General features: G+C 46.0%; 16 protein-coding genes. 2 read left to right on the top strand and 14 right to left on the bottom strand.

The window, feature by feature from the left end; genetic code table 11:
• Window positions 1-78 precede the first annotated feature (78 nt).
• The 11 genes from PAEVO_RS13040 to PAEVO_RS13090 form a co-directional block, all read right to left on the bottom strand.
• A complete protein-coding gene (locus tag PAEVO_RS13040) occupies window positions 79-1,467 on the bottom strand; it encodes a helix-turn-helix domain-containing protein (protein ID WP_100537938.1) in 1,389 nt (462 codons plus the stop codon).
• 297 nt (window positions 1,468-1,764) lie between these two features.
• Window positions 1,765-3,198, bottom strand: a complete 1,434-nt coding sequence (locus PAEVO_RS13045; protein ID WP_100537939.1) for a VanZ family protein — start codon at window positions 3,196-3,198, stop codon at window positions 1,765-1,767.
• Window positions 3,199-3,279: 81 nt separating this feature from the next.
• Window positions 3,280-5,871, bottom strand: coding sequence for an ABC transporter permease (locus PAEVO_RS13050; protein ID WP_100537940.1), 2,592 nt, complete (start codon window positions 5,869-5,871; stop codon window positions 3,280-3,282).
• Window positions 5,868-6,551, bottom strand: coding sequence for an ABC transporter ATP-binding protein (locus tag PAEVO_RS13055; protein WP_100537941.1), 684 nt, complete (start codon window positions 6,549-6,551; stop codon window positions 5,868-5,870). The genes PAEVO_RS13050 and PAEVO_RS13055 overlap by 4 nt, the downstream gene beginning before the upstream one ends.
• A 24-nt stretch (window positions 6,552-6,575) precedes the next feature.
• The gene (locus PAEVO_RS13060; protein WP_100537942.1) at window positions 6,576-7,514 is read right to left on the bottom strand and encodes a VanZ family protein; all 939 of its coding nucleotides are present in this window, start codon (window positions 7,512-7,514) and stop codon (window positions 6,576-6,578) included.
• Between the two features lie 101 nt (window positions 7,515-7,615).
• Complete coding sequence (locus PAEVO_RS13065) at window positions 7,616-8,617, bottom strand: sensor histidine kinase (RefSeq protein ID WP_100537943.1); 1,002 nt, start codon at window positions 8,615-8,617, stop codon at window positions 7,616-7,618.
• On the bottom strand, window positions 8,618-9,301 hold the full coding sequence (locus PAEVO_RS13070) for a response regulator transcription factor (protein ID WP_100539442.1): 684 nt from the start codon (window positions 9,299-9,301) through the stop codon (window positions 8,618-8,620). It abuts the gene before it with no gap.
• Between the two features lie 321 nt (window positions 9,302-9,622).
• Window positions 9,623-10,417: an ABC transporter ATP-binding protein gene (locus tag PAEVO_RS13075; protein WP_100537944.1), complete on the bottom strand. Its 795-nt coding sequence runs from the start codon at window positions 10,415-10,417 to the stop codon at window positions 9,623-9,625.
• Complete coding sequence (locus tag PAEVO_RS13080; protein ID WP_100537945.1) at window positions 10,417-11,337, bottom strand: ABC transporter permease; 921 nt, start codon at window positions 11,335-11,337, stop codon at window positions 10,417-10,419. The genes PAEVO_RS13075 and PAEVO_RS13080 overlap by 1 nt, the downstream gene beginning before the upstream one ends.
• A 61-nt stretch (window positions 11,338-11,398) precedes the next feature.
• The gene (locus PAEVO_RS13085) at window positions 11,399-12,439 is read right to left on the bottom strand and encodes an ABC transporter substrate-binding protein (protein ID WP_100537946.1); all 1,041 of its coding nucleotides are present in this window, start codon (window positions 12,437-12,439) and stop codon (window positions 11,399-11,401) included.
• A 281-nt stretch (window positions 12,440-12,720) separates the two neighbouring features.
• On the bottom strand, window positions 12,721-13,359 hold the full coding sequence (locus tag PAEVO_RS13090; RefSeq protein WP_076322084.1) for an SGNH/GDSL hydrolase family protein: 639 nt from the start codon (window positions 13,357-13,359) through the stop codon (window positions 12,721-12,723).
• Between the two features lie 201 nt (window positions 13,360-13,560).
• Here PAEVO_RS13090 and trhO point away from each other — a divergent pair, with 201 nt between their 5' ends.
• Window positions 13,561-14,466: an oxygen-dependent tRNA uridine(34) hydroxylase TrhO gene (gene trhO / locus PAEVO_RS13095; RefSeq protein ID WP_100537947.1), complete on the top strand. Its 906-nt coding sequence runs from the start codon at window positions 13,561-13,563 to the stop codon at window positions 14,464-14,466.
• A 101-nt stretch (window positions 14,467-14,567) separates the two neighbouring features.
• Here the strand turns inward: trhO and PAEVO_RS13100 are convergent, their stop codons facing one another.
• From PAEVO_RS13100 to PAEVO_RS13110, 3 genes are all read right to left on the bottom strand, one after another.
• Window positions 14,568-14,822 (bottom strand): YuzB family protein, encoded by a 255-nt coding sequence (locus PAEVO_RS13100; RefSeq protein WP_009590675.1) that lies wholly within the window; start codon window positions 14,820-14,822, stop codon window positions 14,568-14,570.
• Between the two features lie 85 nt (window positions 14,823-14,907).
• Window positions 14,908-15,699, bottom strand: coding sequence for an SDR family oxidoreductase (locus PAEVO_RS13105; protein WP_100537948.1), 792 nt, complete (start codon window positions 15,697-15,699; stop codon window positions 14,908-14,910).
• Window positions 15,700-15,934: 235 nt separating this feature from the next.
• Complete coding sequence (locus PAEVO_RS13110) at window positions 15,935-17,017, bottom strand: lactonase family protein (protein WP_100537949.1); 1,083 nt, start codon at window positions 17,015-17,017, stop codon at window positions 15,935-15,937.
• A gap of 169 nt (window positions 17,018-17,186) precedes the next feature.
• Here PAEVO_RS13110 and PAEVO_RS33790 point away from each other — a divergent pair, with 169 nt between their 5' ends.
• A complete protein-coding gene (locus PAEVO_RS33790; protein WP_165789659.1) occupies window positions 17,187-17,354 on the top strand; it encodes a hypothetical protein in 168 nt (55 codons plus the stop codon).
• Window positions 17,355-17,365 lie beyond the last annotated feature (11 nt).

Below are 17,365 nucleotides of genomic sequence, written 5' to 3' on the forward strand. Positions count from 1 at the left end.
AAAGTTGAAAATACCGCTATTTCTTTGTTATTGTCAGCATGAATCGTTGAAGTTGGAACAGCAAATGTCCACACGATACTAAACATAACTAATAGAGAAACCAATTTTTTTCTCATTTAATTTTTGCACCTCGCTAACTAAATTAGTATAACGTTTTTGTGATTCAAAAGATGAAAAATGACGATACTGTTCGAATAACCCCATGCATCTCAGCATGCCATTGTTACTATTAATTGTAATGGAACTCCCCAGACTTTCCAATATAAATTCTATTCCTTTATCATATTGCTCCGAATTTATATAGTAGATCCCTAATTCGGCCAATAAACGCGTATGTCTCTCTAATGTTACTTGCTTACTAACTTTACCTATGTGATTTCGTTGTTGCTTATAGATTAAATATTCTTTGTAATCTTCCAAGATATGATCTACCTGAAATTTATGTCGATTGGCCGCTATCATTATGTTACACATTGCCACAAAAATCTCGTCTTCACGTGTCGAGACGTATTCCATATACTCAGAAAGAACCTCAGCTTGTCCGACCATTAACTGGTACACATATCTGTTAGCAACTGCCCACTCTTTAAACTGGTTAATAATTTGTAGTTCTTCATTATTAGCGTTACTTATCCATGAAGGATCAGCATATTGTGATACATAGTATAGTGCCTTTTCATATTCTCCACGCTCACTGTAGCTATATTCTAATGATAAATGTGCGTATAGGATATAAAAAATAAGTGGATTCTTCCTCTTTATCTCAATATGATTTTTTGTCTCAATATACTTATACTCAATTATTGCTTTATGCAACATTAGCTCAGCGAATTCCTCAACTTTATCCCAACGATGTATAGAACCATTTACATTAATCAAATCAACTAGTGCATCCAATTGATATACTTCATCTAATCTATCAATATAAGGTTCAAAGTATACTGCAGCCCTTGAATTAACCTCCTGATCATCGCCTAACCCAAGCGTAAACAACCGATACTGACACAGAGCCAACCGCTCCGAATGCTGAAATCGTTCACTCTCAGCCACGCTTTTGTAGAGCAGAACGGCCGCTTCATGCTTTCCCTCTTTGAAAAAAAACTCTGCCGTTTCAAAGAGTAAGGGTGAATAAGAGATATTATCCATCGTCATCCGGACAGCCTTATCCAGACAATCCAGCTTCCCCAGCTCAGCGCATCGGTGAAGATACGGACCCAGACGACGCCAATCCGGCGTAGCATGGAAAATGCATTCATCTATGTACAGCTCATAAAAATAACCCTCTTCCAGACCCATACCTAACGTAATCCGGTCTAACTGCTGCATGGAAATCGGGCGGTTCCCATTCAGAATGTTGCTGAGCGTGCCGCTATTGACACCCGATATCTCAGCAAACCGATTAATCGTCATTTCGTTCTTATGTAGAAACTCTTCCATTTGTTCGCGAATCGTGGCTGTCCTTTCCAAGCTAACACCACCCTCTAGGATCAGAACCCAAATATTAGTATATCTCTCTATACAGTAATCATATTGATTAATATTCCAGCGGTCAATACTTAAATACGTCATTTTTTTTACAAAAAATAACCAATACAATTTAAAAATGCCAAATTCAACACTTTTCTTTACTATTTATATATCGTCATATTGATCACTACGATGAGAAAAAGCGCTCCGAAATTTTCGGAAACGCTTTGAAAGTTGGACAACAATAACGGCCCTGACTTCAATCATGTCAGGGCCGATTACCTACGATATACTCTCCTAGCTTCTTCTTGCCTGAATTAATGTGAACCAATTCGTATCCCCATTAAATACACCGTTTACTCTGTATACAGGCTGATAGAAGTTCTTTGTGTCATAAATGAATGATAGCTCAATCCCTGTTATATCAAGTTGGTCACCTTTTTTAATAACGAGTTGATCCGGCTTTAATATTGCATTTCTTTTGATTTGAGGAAATTCACCATTCTTTATACGCTCATATACCTCTGCAGGAGACCGTATATCTACTTCCTTCATAAATTGATTCTCTTGAAGCCCATTATTTATCGAGTAGATAGTGCCATCTTGTTTAAGAGCGAGTAACAGTTCGCCAGTCCAATAACTTTCGTTTAACCCCGCTTTATCCGGGAGGGACCATTGATATTCCCCGCCATCCAATGCTGTAAAATCAGCGTCTTGAGGGAGTAGGCCAAGATCGGCCATTATGGTTCTGGCCTTTTGTGATAGCAGTTCTTGGTCATTGAATGAAGCTCGCTCCGGTGTATCATTGTTCTCGGTTAACGACCAGTTTCCCTCTTGGGATTGATAGAATGTATATGGTGTTCCTGATTTATCTTTCAATAGAACCTCACGATCGCCATCCCGATCCTTAACCTTCAACTCAGATAATCCTAACTTCTGCTGCAGCAGGGCTTCGACTCCTTCCGGCTGAGTGATTTTCTTGTAGACGGGGGCCACTGCAGGTGCCGAGCTTAGCTGAAGGGATGTTGTCACATGAACATCTTTCATATTCCATTTGGTAAACGAGTTTATGGCCAGGTTACCGAACTCCTGCTGAAAGTAGACGATATTTATGCCGACAAATAACAAACCCATCAATAAAGGGATCGCCAGGTTTCCCAGCAGGCTTTTCATTCTTATTCTTTTGTTATGAACAATGGAAGCAGCAAGTCTGTATAATTGATATCCAAAAATACCACCAAGCGTGTTGTTTATGATATCATCAAGCTCAAACAGCCCTGCGCCTGTAAGCGTCTGGTAGGTTTCAATAAATAGCGTAGAACTTACAACGACCAGAAGCAGCCACTTGAATGCTTTACATTTTTGGCTGATGAAAGGCAGCAATATTCCCATCGGGATAAACATGATGATATTAAATAACCCATTCTGAAGATCACGTAAGGAATACTTATTCCATGCTTCAATATAACCGCTGAATGGATGGAGATTCATCTGCAAGAAATGGGAGTGGCCGCGGCCGAACATGGTGAGCTCGAGCACAAAAACAACATATCCGATGAACAAGGCACCGAGAAAAAGCTTTTTCATGTGAATCCGTGGCTTTCCCTCTGATTGTTGTTTTCTATAATAAAGGTAATAATATAGTCCGATTAGAACGAATTCGATCCCGATAATTACGATGACCGGCAGCAATAAAAAACGTAGATTAATATAAATTTCATCGATCCCCAAGACGAGGTCCTCCTTATGATTTTATCCTGATGATGATTGACACTATCTTGTCATTCCACTTCAAGTCAGAGCCGGTCACTTTTATATACTCTCCTGCTTTAACGCGTCGATAATGTTTTCCTTTTTTACTTTCGCGCTGGAATATAGCATGGCAGAACCGACAATGACAAATACGGCGGCAATGACAGATAGAATACTCATCCAGGGGAGGACGAATCCGTAGCTAAATTTGTTTGCAAAGGCCATATAGATCATATACATCACGACGAAGCTGATAGGAAGCCCGAACAGCAGCGACTTGGCTCCATAAAAAACACTCTCGTAGTTCATCATTTTCGCAAAGCCTTTTGGCGTCATTCCAACGGATTTCAGCATCGCAAATTCCCGCTTTCGAAGCGAGATGCTCGTTGCGATCGTATTAAAAATATTCGCAATACATATCACTGAGATTAATACGATAAAGCCATAAGAAAAGACGGACATCAATAGTATCATCTGTTCTTCCTGTTTTCTGGATTGATACAAATTGTACACATGCAGATTAGGCTCTTTCATTTCTTCGATTTCCTGCTGCGTTTTCAGCGGGTCCGCACTTTTCAGATAGAGAAAGGTTTGAACGAACTCTCTACTCTTATCGTCTGCCAGTTGATTCAGGACTCGTTCCGAGACGACGATATTTAACCCGCCTGTTCCGATTGAGTTCATCCCCATCGGAGATTGATCCGTCAACGCCGCAATGTACACTTTACTTACATCCGTCTCTTGTTCCGTTTCCTCATGGATCGTTGTCAAATCGAGACTTTGCCCGACATTCGCATGAATAGCCTTCGTTTGGACGTATTTTCCCGTATCCATATCTTTATAATCGATGGTATCGATCACAATTGCGGCGGGACGATCCGGATCCGTCAGTAACTCGAAATCTGCGCCGACTGCTTTGGCATAGGCTTGCAGGTTCGAATCGTTTAGTGCATTGATTTTAATATCGTAAGGATATTTTCCGTCCTTCAGGATGCTCTTATCCTGCTTGACCGCCTCCTGCAATTCATCGGCGATGGACGCTTCTTCGATCCAAGCGTTCCTATACAATTCATGAATCACGCTGTATTCCGATACATCCGAAAGGGATGCAATGGACTGAACCAACCGATCGTCTATTCTTTTTTCATTGCCGTAAGATAGTTCTATATCATAGTTGACGCCTTCCTGCGACATGGCCAAGGATTGTTTCAGATTACCGGTAAAAAATGATACCGTTAAAAACAAAACGATGCTGATCACGAGCGAAAATACGGTGGCATGGTATCTCCGCTTGTTCCTTTTTAAGTTTTTCAATCCGATCTCCGCTTCGATTCCGAAGAGCTTTCGAATCCATTTTGACGTTTCCACGCTTTTGCCCGTAAGCTTCACATCGGTTGTTTGACGAATCGCATCCATGGCGGAAATCCGGGATGCTTTGACGGCCGGGAGATACGTCGAAATGAAAATCGTCAACATGGAAACAGCGCAGGCAATCAAAAGCGATAACGGCGTGACGATTACCGTTAGCCTTTCAGTGATTCCTAAAGCCCCTTGAATGATAACGTTTATGAACTGAAAGGTAATGCCGATCCCGGCAAGACCGCATAGGATCCCAACGGGAATGCTGATCAAGCCAATGATGACACCCTCAAAAAACACCGAATTTCTCTTCTGCCTTTTCGTAGCCCCCACGCTTGCAAGCATCCCTAAATGGCGAGAACGTTCCGAGACGGAAATTGCAAAAGCATTATAGATCAGCGAAACCGAGCCGATCATAATGACCGCCATCAGGATCACCGATAAGGAGAACATCGTGCTGTACGAGGCTTCGCTTTTGGAGACGCCATAATAATGCAGCAAATCGTGATGATATTGGACCTTTTCGATCTGGTTGTTCTCTGCCAGGTTTTCTGCATGAGCGAACAAAGACTGATTGACTTTTTGCAATACTACCGCCGCATGGACTTGATCGTTCGCCCCCATGAGGTTTTCATCGACATAGCTAATGGTCGTATACCCCGGGGCCCACGCCGGTTCCCATACGGGAGGCTTGATGAAGCCTACGACCGTGTAATCCCTTGTCTTTATATGTTGCAGCGTTTCGTTCTTTTCGTTATCTACCATACGCAGGGATTCCGTTTGACCCAGCGGTTGATCGTTCCCTACCTCGAATCGTTCGCCGACGCGGAGAGTGAGACGATCCCCGATTTCATATTTCACCTTGGCGTTTGTCGCAGCGGCTTCAGAAATCACAACTTCCTTGTCGGTTTGCGGCAGACGCCCCTTGCTCAATTCAATCGGAAATTGCGCTAAACCTTGTGCATCATACGCCTTGATGAACCAATACGGCTTATTTGGATTTTGTCCCCCTTCTAATGGGGCATAGCCAAGATCGTTTGTGATCGCAAGGGTCTTGGTTGCGTCATCGTTTTTTATCGCTGCAAGCTGTTCCTTGTTTACATCTTGATATAGGACATGCCATTCCCCTTCATCCGCGATGGTTTGCCTTTTCATTAAATCCAAGTAAGAAAAACCAAGCGTTGCAACAGCCGTCACCATGGCAACTGACATGATGACACCTATGATGGTTACAAGCGTTCGTCTCTTGTTTTGCCTCAAATGTCTGACGGTGAGTTTATTGACAATATTCAAGGGCGAATCACCTCGTCTTTGGCAATCCTTCCGTCTTCAATCGAAATGACTCTGTCAGCTTGCAAAGCGATTCGTTCGTCATGCGTGATCACGATCAATGTCTGGTGATAGGTTTTATTCAACATTTGCAATAAGTCGATGATCTCGCTGCTATTCTTGCTGTCCAGATTCCCGGTCGGCTCGTCCGCCAGCATAATGGCAGGATTACTGATGAGGGCTCTGCCGATCGACACCCTTTGCTGCTGTCCGCCTGATAATTGATTAGGCAGATGGTTTAAGCGACGCTGCAGATTCAAAGTCTTCACGAGACCATCCAACTGCTTCTTGTCTACCTTTTGGTTATCAAGCAGGAGCGGGAGCGTAATATTCTCTTCCACCGTCAAGACGGGAATCAGATTGAAAAACTGGTAGATCAGTCCGATTTGTCTGCGCCTGAAGATAGCCAGCTGCGTTTCGTCCAAGTTATACATATCCGTATCCTCTACGAGGACCTTGCCGCTCGTCGGCAAATCCACACCGCCCAGCATGTGCAGAAGCGTGGATTTCCCCGATCCGGACGGGCCAATGATCGCAACAAATTCACCTTTTCGAACCGAAAAGGAAACATCGTCAAGCGCCTTTACCGCCGATTCGCCTTTACCGTATATTTTAGACAGATGATCTATCTTTAAAATTTCCATTGCCATATCTCCCTCCCTTCATGCTCAATTCCAGCTATATACCATCTCTTTATATCCAACATCCCACAGGGTTACATTTCCCTCAATGGTTATCGTAAGCTCATTGGCCTGTGGGAGAAAAATGGAGGTCATATCCGGCTCATGGCGTCCGGCTTCTACAGATACAGTCAGGTACTCATGTCCATCGGCGGTAACCCTAATGCTGCCTTGGGAATCCTCCTGATCGGGAATTCCATAATTCAAAAAGAGGTACACCTCCTTCTTATTGCCTAACGTGTACCTGTACGTTTCCTTGTTTTTGCCTTCAATGCTGTACATATTATATTGGGGTTCCACGTCTTGACCGCCTATCTTAAGACGGTTCGGTTTCGTTCCCGTTGATGGATTGCCGTTACTATCCTTCCATTCGTTTATCGCCACAAAGGGGCCCATCTCTTTGGTGAACACTTGATCAACCACCCCGAAGATCCCCCACACCCCGAGCATCAAAACAACGCTGGAAATACCTGAAGCAACCATAATTCTCCAGATGTTTTTCGCGCGAAAGCCAAGTTTGTACGCCCCGAACCCGATGGCTGCGCCCGTTGAGTTCTGTATGACGTCGTTCATGTCGAAACTGCCGAGGAAAGTTAGTGCCTGAATCGTCTCCAGCAGAAGGATAGATAGGATGAACAATGTCATGAAGCGAACAAAGCTAGTCCGATATAACAACGGAATCAATATGCCAAAAGGGATAAAGGCTGCGATGTTTCCGAAACCCACAAAATCCATCAGCGTAGGATGTAGAAGATCTGATAGACTTGGCACCCTGAAAAAACTGTCAGGTAAAAACATAAAGGTGTACTCGGAGATTTGATCTACCTTACCTACTCTGCCGAAAGCGAAAAACAAAAAATAAAGAATAAACAGGGTGTAGAATATCGTGATAGCAAAAATAATTTTACGTTGTTGTTTCAAATGCATGGTCGTACCTCCATCGTTCATCTGTTGAATATCATTGTATCTGTCTAAAATGACTTTTCAGTGACGATGAAGGTGACAATTCAGTCACTTACGGAGTGCCGCTAAATCACGTGCTTATAAAATTTAATCCGAAACTGCGTACCCTTGTCGCTGCTGCTCGTCACATCGATCACTCCGTTCTGGCTTGCAATAATGCTGTAAGCCATCGCAAGACCAATACCGATGCTCCCCTCGCTCGCATTTTTCCCTTTATAAAAACGTTTGAAAATATAAGGCAAATCTTCTTTTGGAATTCCTTTTCCGTTATCAGCGATGATAATTTCCGTAAATAGCGCATTTTCGGAAAAAGAAATGGCTATGAGTCCGCCTTCATGCGTGTGCTCAACGCCATTTTTCAAAATATTGATAATCGCTTCGGCCGTCCATTTGAAATCACCGACAAACGAGACACTGTCATCGCCCTTGATGGAAACCGTTTGGTCCTTGATTTCCATCGGAATCAACACCGGTTCTAATGCCTTTTGTATAAGCTTATGAACAAACACTTGATCTTTTTTAAACTGGATTGTCTTTTCTTCGATTTTCGATAGCTTTAATAAAGAAGAAACAAGCCAATCGATTCGTTCAAGCTGAATACCGATATTCCGGGTGAACTCCGCTCTTTTCGCTGGAGGCAGGTCCGGTTTGCTTAACAAATCCGCCATCACCGTCATGGAGGTAAGCGGCGTTTTAAGCTGATGCGAGATATCGGAAATGGCATCCGTCAGCCCCGTTTTGTCTCGCTGCAGAAGCGATCGCTGCTCTGATAGCATGAGTGTCACTTTATAAATATCATTTTTTAAAATGCTAAGCTCGCCTTCTTGATTATCACGAGCGTCAAGTGAATAATTGCCGCTGTTAATTTCACGCAAATAGACGGACAGGTTTTCAAGTTCGCGGTATCTCCATCTCGTGAATAACAGACTGGTTCCCATAAGTAAAATAGACATGATAAAAACAATCGTCACAGCAGCAGACGAAATGAAAGCAGCGGCAACGACCCCCGTTAAACTGATTGAACCCATGATGAACAATAATATTCGGATCTCTCGATTACGCAGCATCTAATCACCAACCTTATAACCTAAACCGCGTACCGTTTTGATCATCGTCGGATGCTGCGGATCATCCTCCAGCTTTTCCCTTAGCCTTTTGATATATACCGTTAGCGTATTGTCGTTCACGAAGTCGCCTGCGACGTCCCAAATCTGCTCCAAAAGCTGATTTCTTGAGAGAACTTGTCCAATATGGTTGCCAAAAATCAACAATAAGCGATACTCCAAAGCGGTCAATGAAATTTCGGCGCCGTTTTTATACACTTTTCCTTCCAGCGTATTCATGCGAACCTGGTCCATGTTAATGATCCCTTGGGTCTGAGACGACTTATGGTATCTCCGCAAGACCGACTTGATCCGCGAGAGAAGCTCGCGAATACGAAAAGGCTTTGTAATATAATCATCGGCTCCCATGTCAAGCCCCATCACGACATTGACCTCATCGTCGATCGCCGTTAAAAAGATGACCGGAATATCTCGTCGTTCTTTCACCATTTGGCACAATTCATAACCGCTTCCATCCGGAAGCGATAAATCAAATAAGCATAGAGCGAATTGATCTATATCTTCAGTGAGCACTTTTTTTGCAGAAACGACATCATGGCATAGAACGGTAGAAAAGCGATCTTGCTGCAGCGAATATTCCAGCCCGGACGCAATCGTTTTATCATCTTCCACTAACAATATTTTCATTTGCAGATTATCTTTATGAACAACCATGAAGAAATAAGCCTCCTACATTCAAATGTCCGCTAGTTCAAGCTTAGCGGTCGTCAGGCATTTCAAAACACACTCTTGATGTTATTCCCGATACAAGATGTGGCTCACCCAACATTAACACGTCAGCAGGAATCCATGCAAAAAGCGATGGAATCAACACCAGCCATATCATGAACCGACCTCGGCAGGTGACTGACCAGAAAGAAATTAGCGTATAAAAAAACGCTAAGCCTGTCAAGATTGAAGGCTTAGCGTTATATTCGTTAACATGTTTCCCGTCTCAACGCAAGATGCTTACCCAAGAACCAAACGATCATCCGACAGCTTATGGCCGCTAATCTGCTCAAATTCCCCGAGCAGCTGCTCCACCGTCAGCGATTTCTTGCGCTCTTCGTTCACATCCAGAATGATACGTCCTTTGTCCATCATAATGAGGCGATTGCCAAGACGGATGGCTTGCTCCATGTTATGCGTGACCATGAGCGTGGTCAGCTTCATGTCGCGTACGATGTCATCGGTAATCCGGGTGATCAGCTCCGCACGCGCCGGATCAAGCGCTGCCGTATGTTCATCCAACAGCAGAATTTGCGGCTGCGTGAAGGTCGCCATCAGCAAGCTTAGCGCTTGACGCTCCCCTCCGGACAGCATCCCCACTTTGGCCCGGAGCCGATCCTCAAGTCCAATGCCGAGCCGCGCTAAATGCTTGCGGAAGCCCGCCCGCTTGGAGGCTGTAACGCCAATGCTGAGCCCACGGGACTGACCGCGGCGATGAGCCATCGCGAGATTCTCTTCAATGGTCATATGCGGCGCAGTGCCCGCCATCGGATCCTGAAATACCCGGCCGATCCAGCGGCTGCGACGGAATTCCGGCAGATGACTGATCGAAGTGCCGTCAATGCGCACTTCACCCGCATCCGGCTTCATTACCCCGGAAATAATATTCATCAGCGTGGATTTGCCTGCACCATTACTTCCGATAACCGTTACGAAATCCCCCGGCTTCAAGTGAAGATTAACATCCATCAAGGCAATCTTCTCGTCCACCGTTCCCGGATTAAACAGCTTGGACACATGGTTCATTTGAAGCATCAGAGCGCACCTCCTTTGGTCTTCCCTTGCGTAGCTAACAATTCGGTTGAGCGCCTCCGTGCCTGTGAACGCTGCTTCATCGCCCGATTGATGGTCGGAACCACGAGAGCGATAATGACGATGATCGCGGTGATCAGTTTTAAATCCGAAGCTTCCAGCCATTCAATCTCGTACGCAGCAGCAACAACAATCCGATAGATAATCGAACCGCAGACTACAGCCAGCGTTGTCCTGAATACCGAACCGGTCCCAAGCACGGCTTCGCCAATAATTACGGATGCTAAACCAATAACAATCATCCCGATACCGGAGCTAATGTCGGCAAAACTGGATTGCTGGGCAACAACTGCGCCAGATAAGGCGACTAGACCGTTTGAAATGCTGAGCCCCAGAATGGTTGTGGTGTCCGTGTTCGCACCAAAGCTGCGGATCATCCGCTTGTTGTCCCCTGTCGCGCGCAGTGCAAGACCCAGATCCGTGCGGAAGAATGCATCGAGCAGCAGCTTGCCGATGATCACAATCACTAACATAATATAGATCGGATCAATCGATCCGAAGATATTCGCTTCCTGGCTCAACGAAATATTCGGCTTACCCATAATCCTCATATTAATCGAATACAGGGCAATCATCATAATAATGCCTGACAGCAAACCGTTGATCTTACCTTTGGTATGCAGCAGGCCTGTACAGATACCGGCTAACATACCTCCGGCAAACGCAGCCAGCGTAGCAAGCCATGGATTCACACCGTTGGTAATCAGAATCGCTGCAATCGCTGCGCCTGTCGTAAAACTTCCATCCACTGTTAAGTCCGGAAAATCCAAAATTCGGAACGTGATATATACGCCGAGTGCCATTAGCGCATACAGCAGCCCCAATTCAATCGGACCATCCAGCCTCATCACGAAATCCAGCATGTCATTGACCTCCTTAAGGATTAAGAAGTAAGGCGCGGGCTGTTATCTCCGCGCCTTACAGTTACTCGATGATGTTGTTGTCCGGGTCTTTGACTTCCTGTTTCATGGCGTCGGTCACTTCAATACCATAGTCAGCCGCAACCTTCGTGTTCAAGATCAGATCCAGCTTATCCGGCTTCGTCACTTCCATGTCCGCCGGATTCTTGCCGTTTTTCAGGATCTCTACAGCCATCTGTCCAACCTGATAGCCGTGGTCGTAATACTTGAATCCGACGGTTGCAAAAGCCCCCTTCTCCACCGTATCGCGGTCACTGGAGAAGAACGGAATTTTATTCTTTTGTGCCGTTTGGATAATCGCGTCAACGCCGCTGACCACAACGTTATCCAACGTGATATAGTACGCATCTACCTTCCCGACTAACGACTCTGCCGCCTGTTTCACTTCCGAAGTGTTTGTAACAGCCGCCTTAACCAGCTCGATGCCATGCTCGGCAAGCGCCTCTTCAGCCGTCTTTGCCATAACTACTGCATTGGCTTCCCCTTCATTAATAACAAGACCGATTTTCTTCACGTCCGGGAAGTTCGTGCTGATGAAATCCATCAGCTGTTTAGCTGCCTCCGGATTCGTATCCGATGCCCCGGTGACGTTGCCACCTGGCTTCTGCAAGTCGCTCACCAGCTTCGCGTCTAGCGGATCGGTCACCGCTGCGAACAGCACCGGCTTTTCCTTCACGTTCTCAGCCACTGCCTGCGCAGACGGGGTTGCGATAGCGACCACCAGATCCGACTTCGTATCCTTCAGCTTCTGGCCAATCGACAGGTTGTTCGCTTGATCGCCTTGCGCATTGTTGTAATCGATTTTCAGCGTATTGTCTTCCTCGGAAATTCCGGCTTCCTTTAAAGCTGCCAGAATGCCTTCCCGCGTTGCATCCAAGGATGGATGCTCTACGATCTGCGAAATAGCGATGCTATAGGATTTCTTCTCCGCTTCTCCGCCGCTTCCCGTTTGACTCGTACCGCCGCCTTCCGGCTTGTCCCCGCATCCTACAGCCGTAACCAGCAGTGCGGAGAGTGTAAGTGATAACCACATTTTTCTCTTCATCATGATTCCCCTCTCATTTGTTAACCGCTTCAATAATTTTCTACATAAAGCGACAACGCTTCCCCGCTTTCATAGACGAAAGCATTAAAGTTAAAAAATAAGTCGTTCCTATTGAACAACGGTCTATTATGAACATTTTATATGTACCCAATTGTTTTCGTCAATCAAGATTTTATAAAGCATGTAATGGTTTACATAAAGAACATCCCCGGACGTTACACGCTTCCGGGGATGTCAGCTAAACGAAATATGATATATATAGTAGAAAAAATCCGGAGCGTCTACAAAATGGACCGGCCCTGCATCGTCGCTAGCCACGCTTCAGCCATGAGCGCATGACCTGCCGGGGAAGGATGAACACCGTCAGATGCCCAATAACTCATCTCTATCTTGGAGCTGGCTGCAGCAAAAATGCCGTCGAGCGGAACGTACAGCGTCTCAAATTCTCGCGATAATTCGCGAACGGCCTGAATTTTGGGATCCAGATCCTCCCGCCATTCCTTCTTCGCTTCCGTAACAGGCAGCAAGAACGGCTCCATGAGAATAAAATTCGCGCCGGTTAACTCGCGGGTTTGGATAAGCAGCTCACGATACCCTTCATAGTAGGCTTCCACGGACGTTGCTTCACCACGGTTATACTTCCTGCCGGTCTCATTAATACCGACCAGAATGGATACCCATGTCGGATCCAGGTCAATGCAATCTTCCTCCCAGCGCCCCCGTAAATCGACAACCCGGTTACCGCTGATTCCGCGGTTTACAAAACGCAGCCTTTTCAAAGGCAGCTCCATACCAAGCCGGGCAGCAGCCATCAGCGCATATCCATGCCCCAAACTGTCCGACTCCTCGTAATTTCGCCCGCAATCGGTAATACTGTCGCCTTGAAACAATACGAGTGCATTTTGCTCGATATGTACCATGCTGTTCAACGCCTCCAATAATTGAAAGTGTTCTCAAGCTCACCCCTTCATCATAACCGCTTTCCTGCAATCGTGAAACCCCTTAAATTCACATATCATGGCAAACTTTCTATACATTTAAGTTGACTATGTGGAGTGAATTCACTACAATTCTATAGGTACACGTATGGCTGAATATATAAAAGAACAGGTGATTAAATCATGTCAGAGCAACAGAACTATCAGATCCTTCTCTATTATAAATTTGTTCAAATCCCGGACCCTGAAGCGTTCAAAGACGAGCATCTGCAATACTGCAAAGATCTTGGGCTCAAAGGACGTATCCTGGTTGCCTCCGAAGGCATCAATGGTACGGTATCCGGAACGATTGAACAAACTGAGCAATATATGCAGGATATGCACGCCAACCCGCTATTTGCGGACATGGTGTTTAAGATTGACCCATCCGAAGGGCACGCATTCAAGAAGATGTTTGTCCGTCACCGCGAAGAACTCGTTACCTTCCGGGTGGAGGATGAGCTGGACCCTAATGAAATCAGCGGAACCCGTTTGTCGCCTCAAGAATTCTATGAATACTTGCAGCGTGATGATGTGATCGTCATCGACGGTCGGAATGACTACGAATACGATATCGGCCACTTCCGCAATGCGATACGTCCAGAGGTTCAATCCTTCCGTGAGTTTCCGGAGTGGATTCGCGAGAACCTGAGCGAGCACAAGGATAAAACCATCCTGACTTACTGCACAGGGGGCATTCGCTGCGAGAAGCTGACCGGTTTCATGCTGAAGGAAGGCTTCAAAGACGTTGCCCAGCTTGAGGGCGGCATTGTCACCTACGGTAAAGACCCTGAAGTACAAGGCCGTCTGTTCGACGGGAAATGTTATGTATTTGATGAGCGTATTGCCGTACCGATCAATCAAACGGACGAGGATATCATCGTTGGTAAATGCCACCATTGCGGAAAGCCGGAAGACCGGTATATCAACTGCGATAATGACGCTTGCCATCTGCAGCATGTATGCTGCGAAGAGTGCGAGGAGCTTCATCATGGCTGCTGCTCTGCAGAGTGTGAAGAGATTGTTGCTGCAAGCCACAATGCTTCCTGAGCCAAACCCAGCCATAAATAGTTATCCCAAACGAAAGGGCAAGGTGCGATTCACTCGCACCTTGCCCTTTTACTATACGATCTCGTCTGCATTCAGACGTATTAAATATCATGGAAAACAGCCAATTCAGCTTCGATAGCAGCTTTGATCTTCTCGACGCATTCTTCCGTCGTTGCCGCGAATACACGTTTACCATTCACCAGTGCATATGGCCGCAGCTTGCACAGACCGCAAAGATTCATGCAATCCGCCCGCAGGACAGCGATTTCGGGATACAATTCCTCAAGATGCTCAAGCTCCAAAGCACTCATCAAGTTGCTGTCGCATATTTCCACAACGACAATCCCCATCCCCATCTTCATCACCACTATTCAATTTGACAATACGTTCATTCATTATGAGGAAAACGCCCGGTTTTGTCAAATCGGTCTTTGTTGAAGGTTAGTGAATGAGGGATTCCGCTCCGTCGATATAAATTTCAGTGCCGGTAATATGGGAAGCATCATCGGAGGCCAGAAATGCTACAAGCTGGGCAACCTGTGATGGCTGTCCCGGCCCGTCCGCCAACGGCTGGTCACCTTCCGGATATTCAATCGGGATCGTCACCTCGTCGAGCTCTGGCTTCTCGATGGTGCTCTCATCAATGTTGGTTGAAATCGCGCCGGGACAAATGGCATTTACCCGAATTTTATAACGTGCGAGCTCCAGAGCCGCCATCTTCATGAAAGCAACCTGTCCGGCCTTCGTGGTGCTGTATGCTGAAAAACCAAAGCCGGTAAACACCCGGTTACCGTTGATGGAGCTGGTAATGATGATGCTGCCTCCATGCTCCTTCAAATAGGGAATGGCGTATTTTACCGTGGCAAACGTTCCTCTTAGATTGGTATTGATCGTAGCATCCCATTCATCAAGCTCCATGATTTCGATTGGAGCCTTGGTCCCATTGATGCCGGCATTCGCAAACACGATATCCATCTTTCCCCACTTCTCGGCAGCTTGGCTGAAGCAATCCTTCAGCGATTCCGCCTTGGAAATATCGCAGTTGCCGGTCAGCGCTTCGCCCCCGCCTTGTTCAATCGTTTGTTTCACCTTCTCTACGCGTTCACGATCAATATCGATCAACAGCAGTTTAGCTCCTTGCTCCGCCAATAGAAGGGCTGCGGCCTGGCCGATTCCGGAACCAGCACCGGTAATGATGGCTACTTTACCATCCAAACGTTGATTTGTTGACATTGCCACAACCTCCTCGTTTAAGTTTTCCTGATTATAGATAACCCAACGAGTCCGTGTCTGAATCTTGGCTGCCTCGAGCTGTGTATGATGCGTATACGTAATTAATCTCCTCTCTGCCCAAAATCTTCAGTCCATAAAAAAGAAATCGCTCCCCGACTCATCATGGTAAACATACCAAGAGTCCGTGGGAACGATTTCTGAAATCATCCGCTATCGATGACTTGCATTTCCGATCCTATAGCTGGAATACCGCTGGTTTTACACACACCGGTTTGGATTGCGAGACTGTATATCCCGTAAAGGCAAGCTTGCCGTCTTCCGGATTCACATCAAACAATACAAGATTATTCCCGTCCCTATTGGCGACAACCAGGAACTTGCCCCCAGGCATGAGAGCAAAATGACGCGGGTGTCCGCCTTCTGTCGAAATATATTGAACCGGACTTAAGCGACCGGTATCTTCATGCACGGAGAATACAACAATGCTGTCATGTCCGCGGTTAGACCCGTATACCGTTTTGCCGTCCGCAGACACGGCAATCTCGGCGCAGTAACTCTCCCCGTCAAAATCCGCAGGCAGTGTCGATATCGTTTCCAGTATTTCTAAACGCCCCTCGTTCGGGATGTAGCGAAGCACCGTGACACTGGAATTCAACTCGTTGATGACATAAGCGTATGCACCGCTTGGATGGAACGCTAAATGACGGGGGCCTACGCCAGCTTCCAGCTGGGTTTCGCCATGAAAGCTCAATTCTTGGGTATTCTCATTTACCGTGTAAGCGAGAATTTTATCCAGTCCCAAGTCCTGTACGAACACGAATCTACCATCTGGACTGTAAAACGCCGAATGCGCTCTGCATTGCTGATCTTCCCGTACAGAAACGAGATCCGCGTGTTTCTTCTCATCCAGAAGTTCACCGGCTTGTCCATCCGTACCGATTGCATGAAGGCCTACCAAACCTCCATGATAACTCGAAACAATCAGATGCTTACTCGCTTCATCTCGCTGGATATGGCAAGTAGAGCTGCTCACACTGCGAACCCGGTTCCGTTCGGTCAGCTTGCCGGCAATAGGGTCTATCTCAAAGCTGATGACCTCGCCTGTCTTTCCGCCTTCCTCTGTAATTTCGCCAATGGCATATAAACGTCTGGCTTCCGGGTCTACGTTCAGAAAGGTCGGATTCTTAATGCCGGATACCTCATCAAGCAGCTTCAGTTCGCCGCTATTCCCGTTAAATTCATATACGCATACTCCGCTTTGGTTGTTTTCCGCATACGCACCTGTAAACAGCAGCGTACGTTGTGATGGATTCGCCATAATGCCTATCTCTCCTCTCATTTATCTATAATTTTCATGTTTTATGTAATGTACTTTCAGTTACCATGTTAACTTCAACCCTCATGAAAATCAAATGACTTGACGTCGTATGCCTGTTTGTCTTTTGTCATACCGGGTATGTATTATATCGACTGAAGGAGGTATTCCCATGAAACAACCGAACAGCGAGGAAGTACGCAATCAGCAGGACACGGAGAATGACTCTCAGGAACAAAGGGACAAGGTGAAGAAACATCAGGATGTGGAGCCTCAGGCTGAGAATTGGAACCCTCGGGATCTCCCCGATCCAAACGATAACCATAAATCAAAATCATAATCGCTTATATA

It is taken from the genome of Paenibacillus sp. GM2FR (assembly GCF_002803325.1).
GTDB lineage: Bacteria > Bacillota > Bacilli > Paenibacillales > Paenibacillaceae > Paenibacillus_AQ > Paenibacillus_AQ lautus.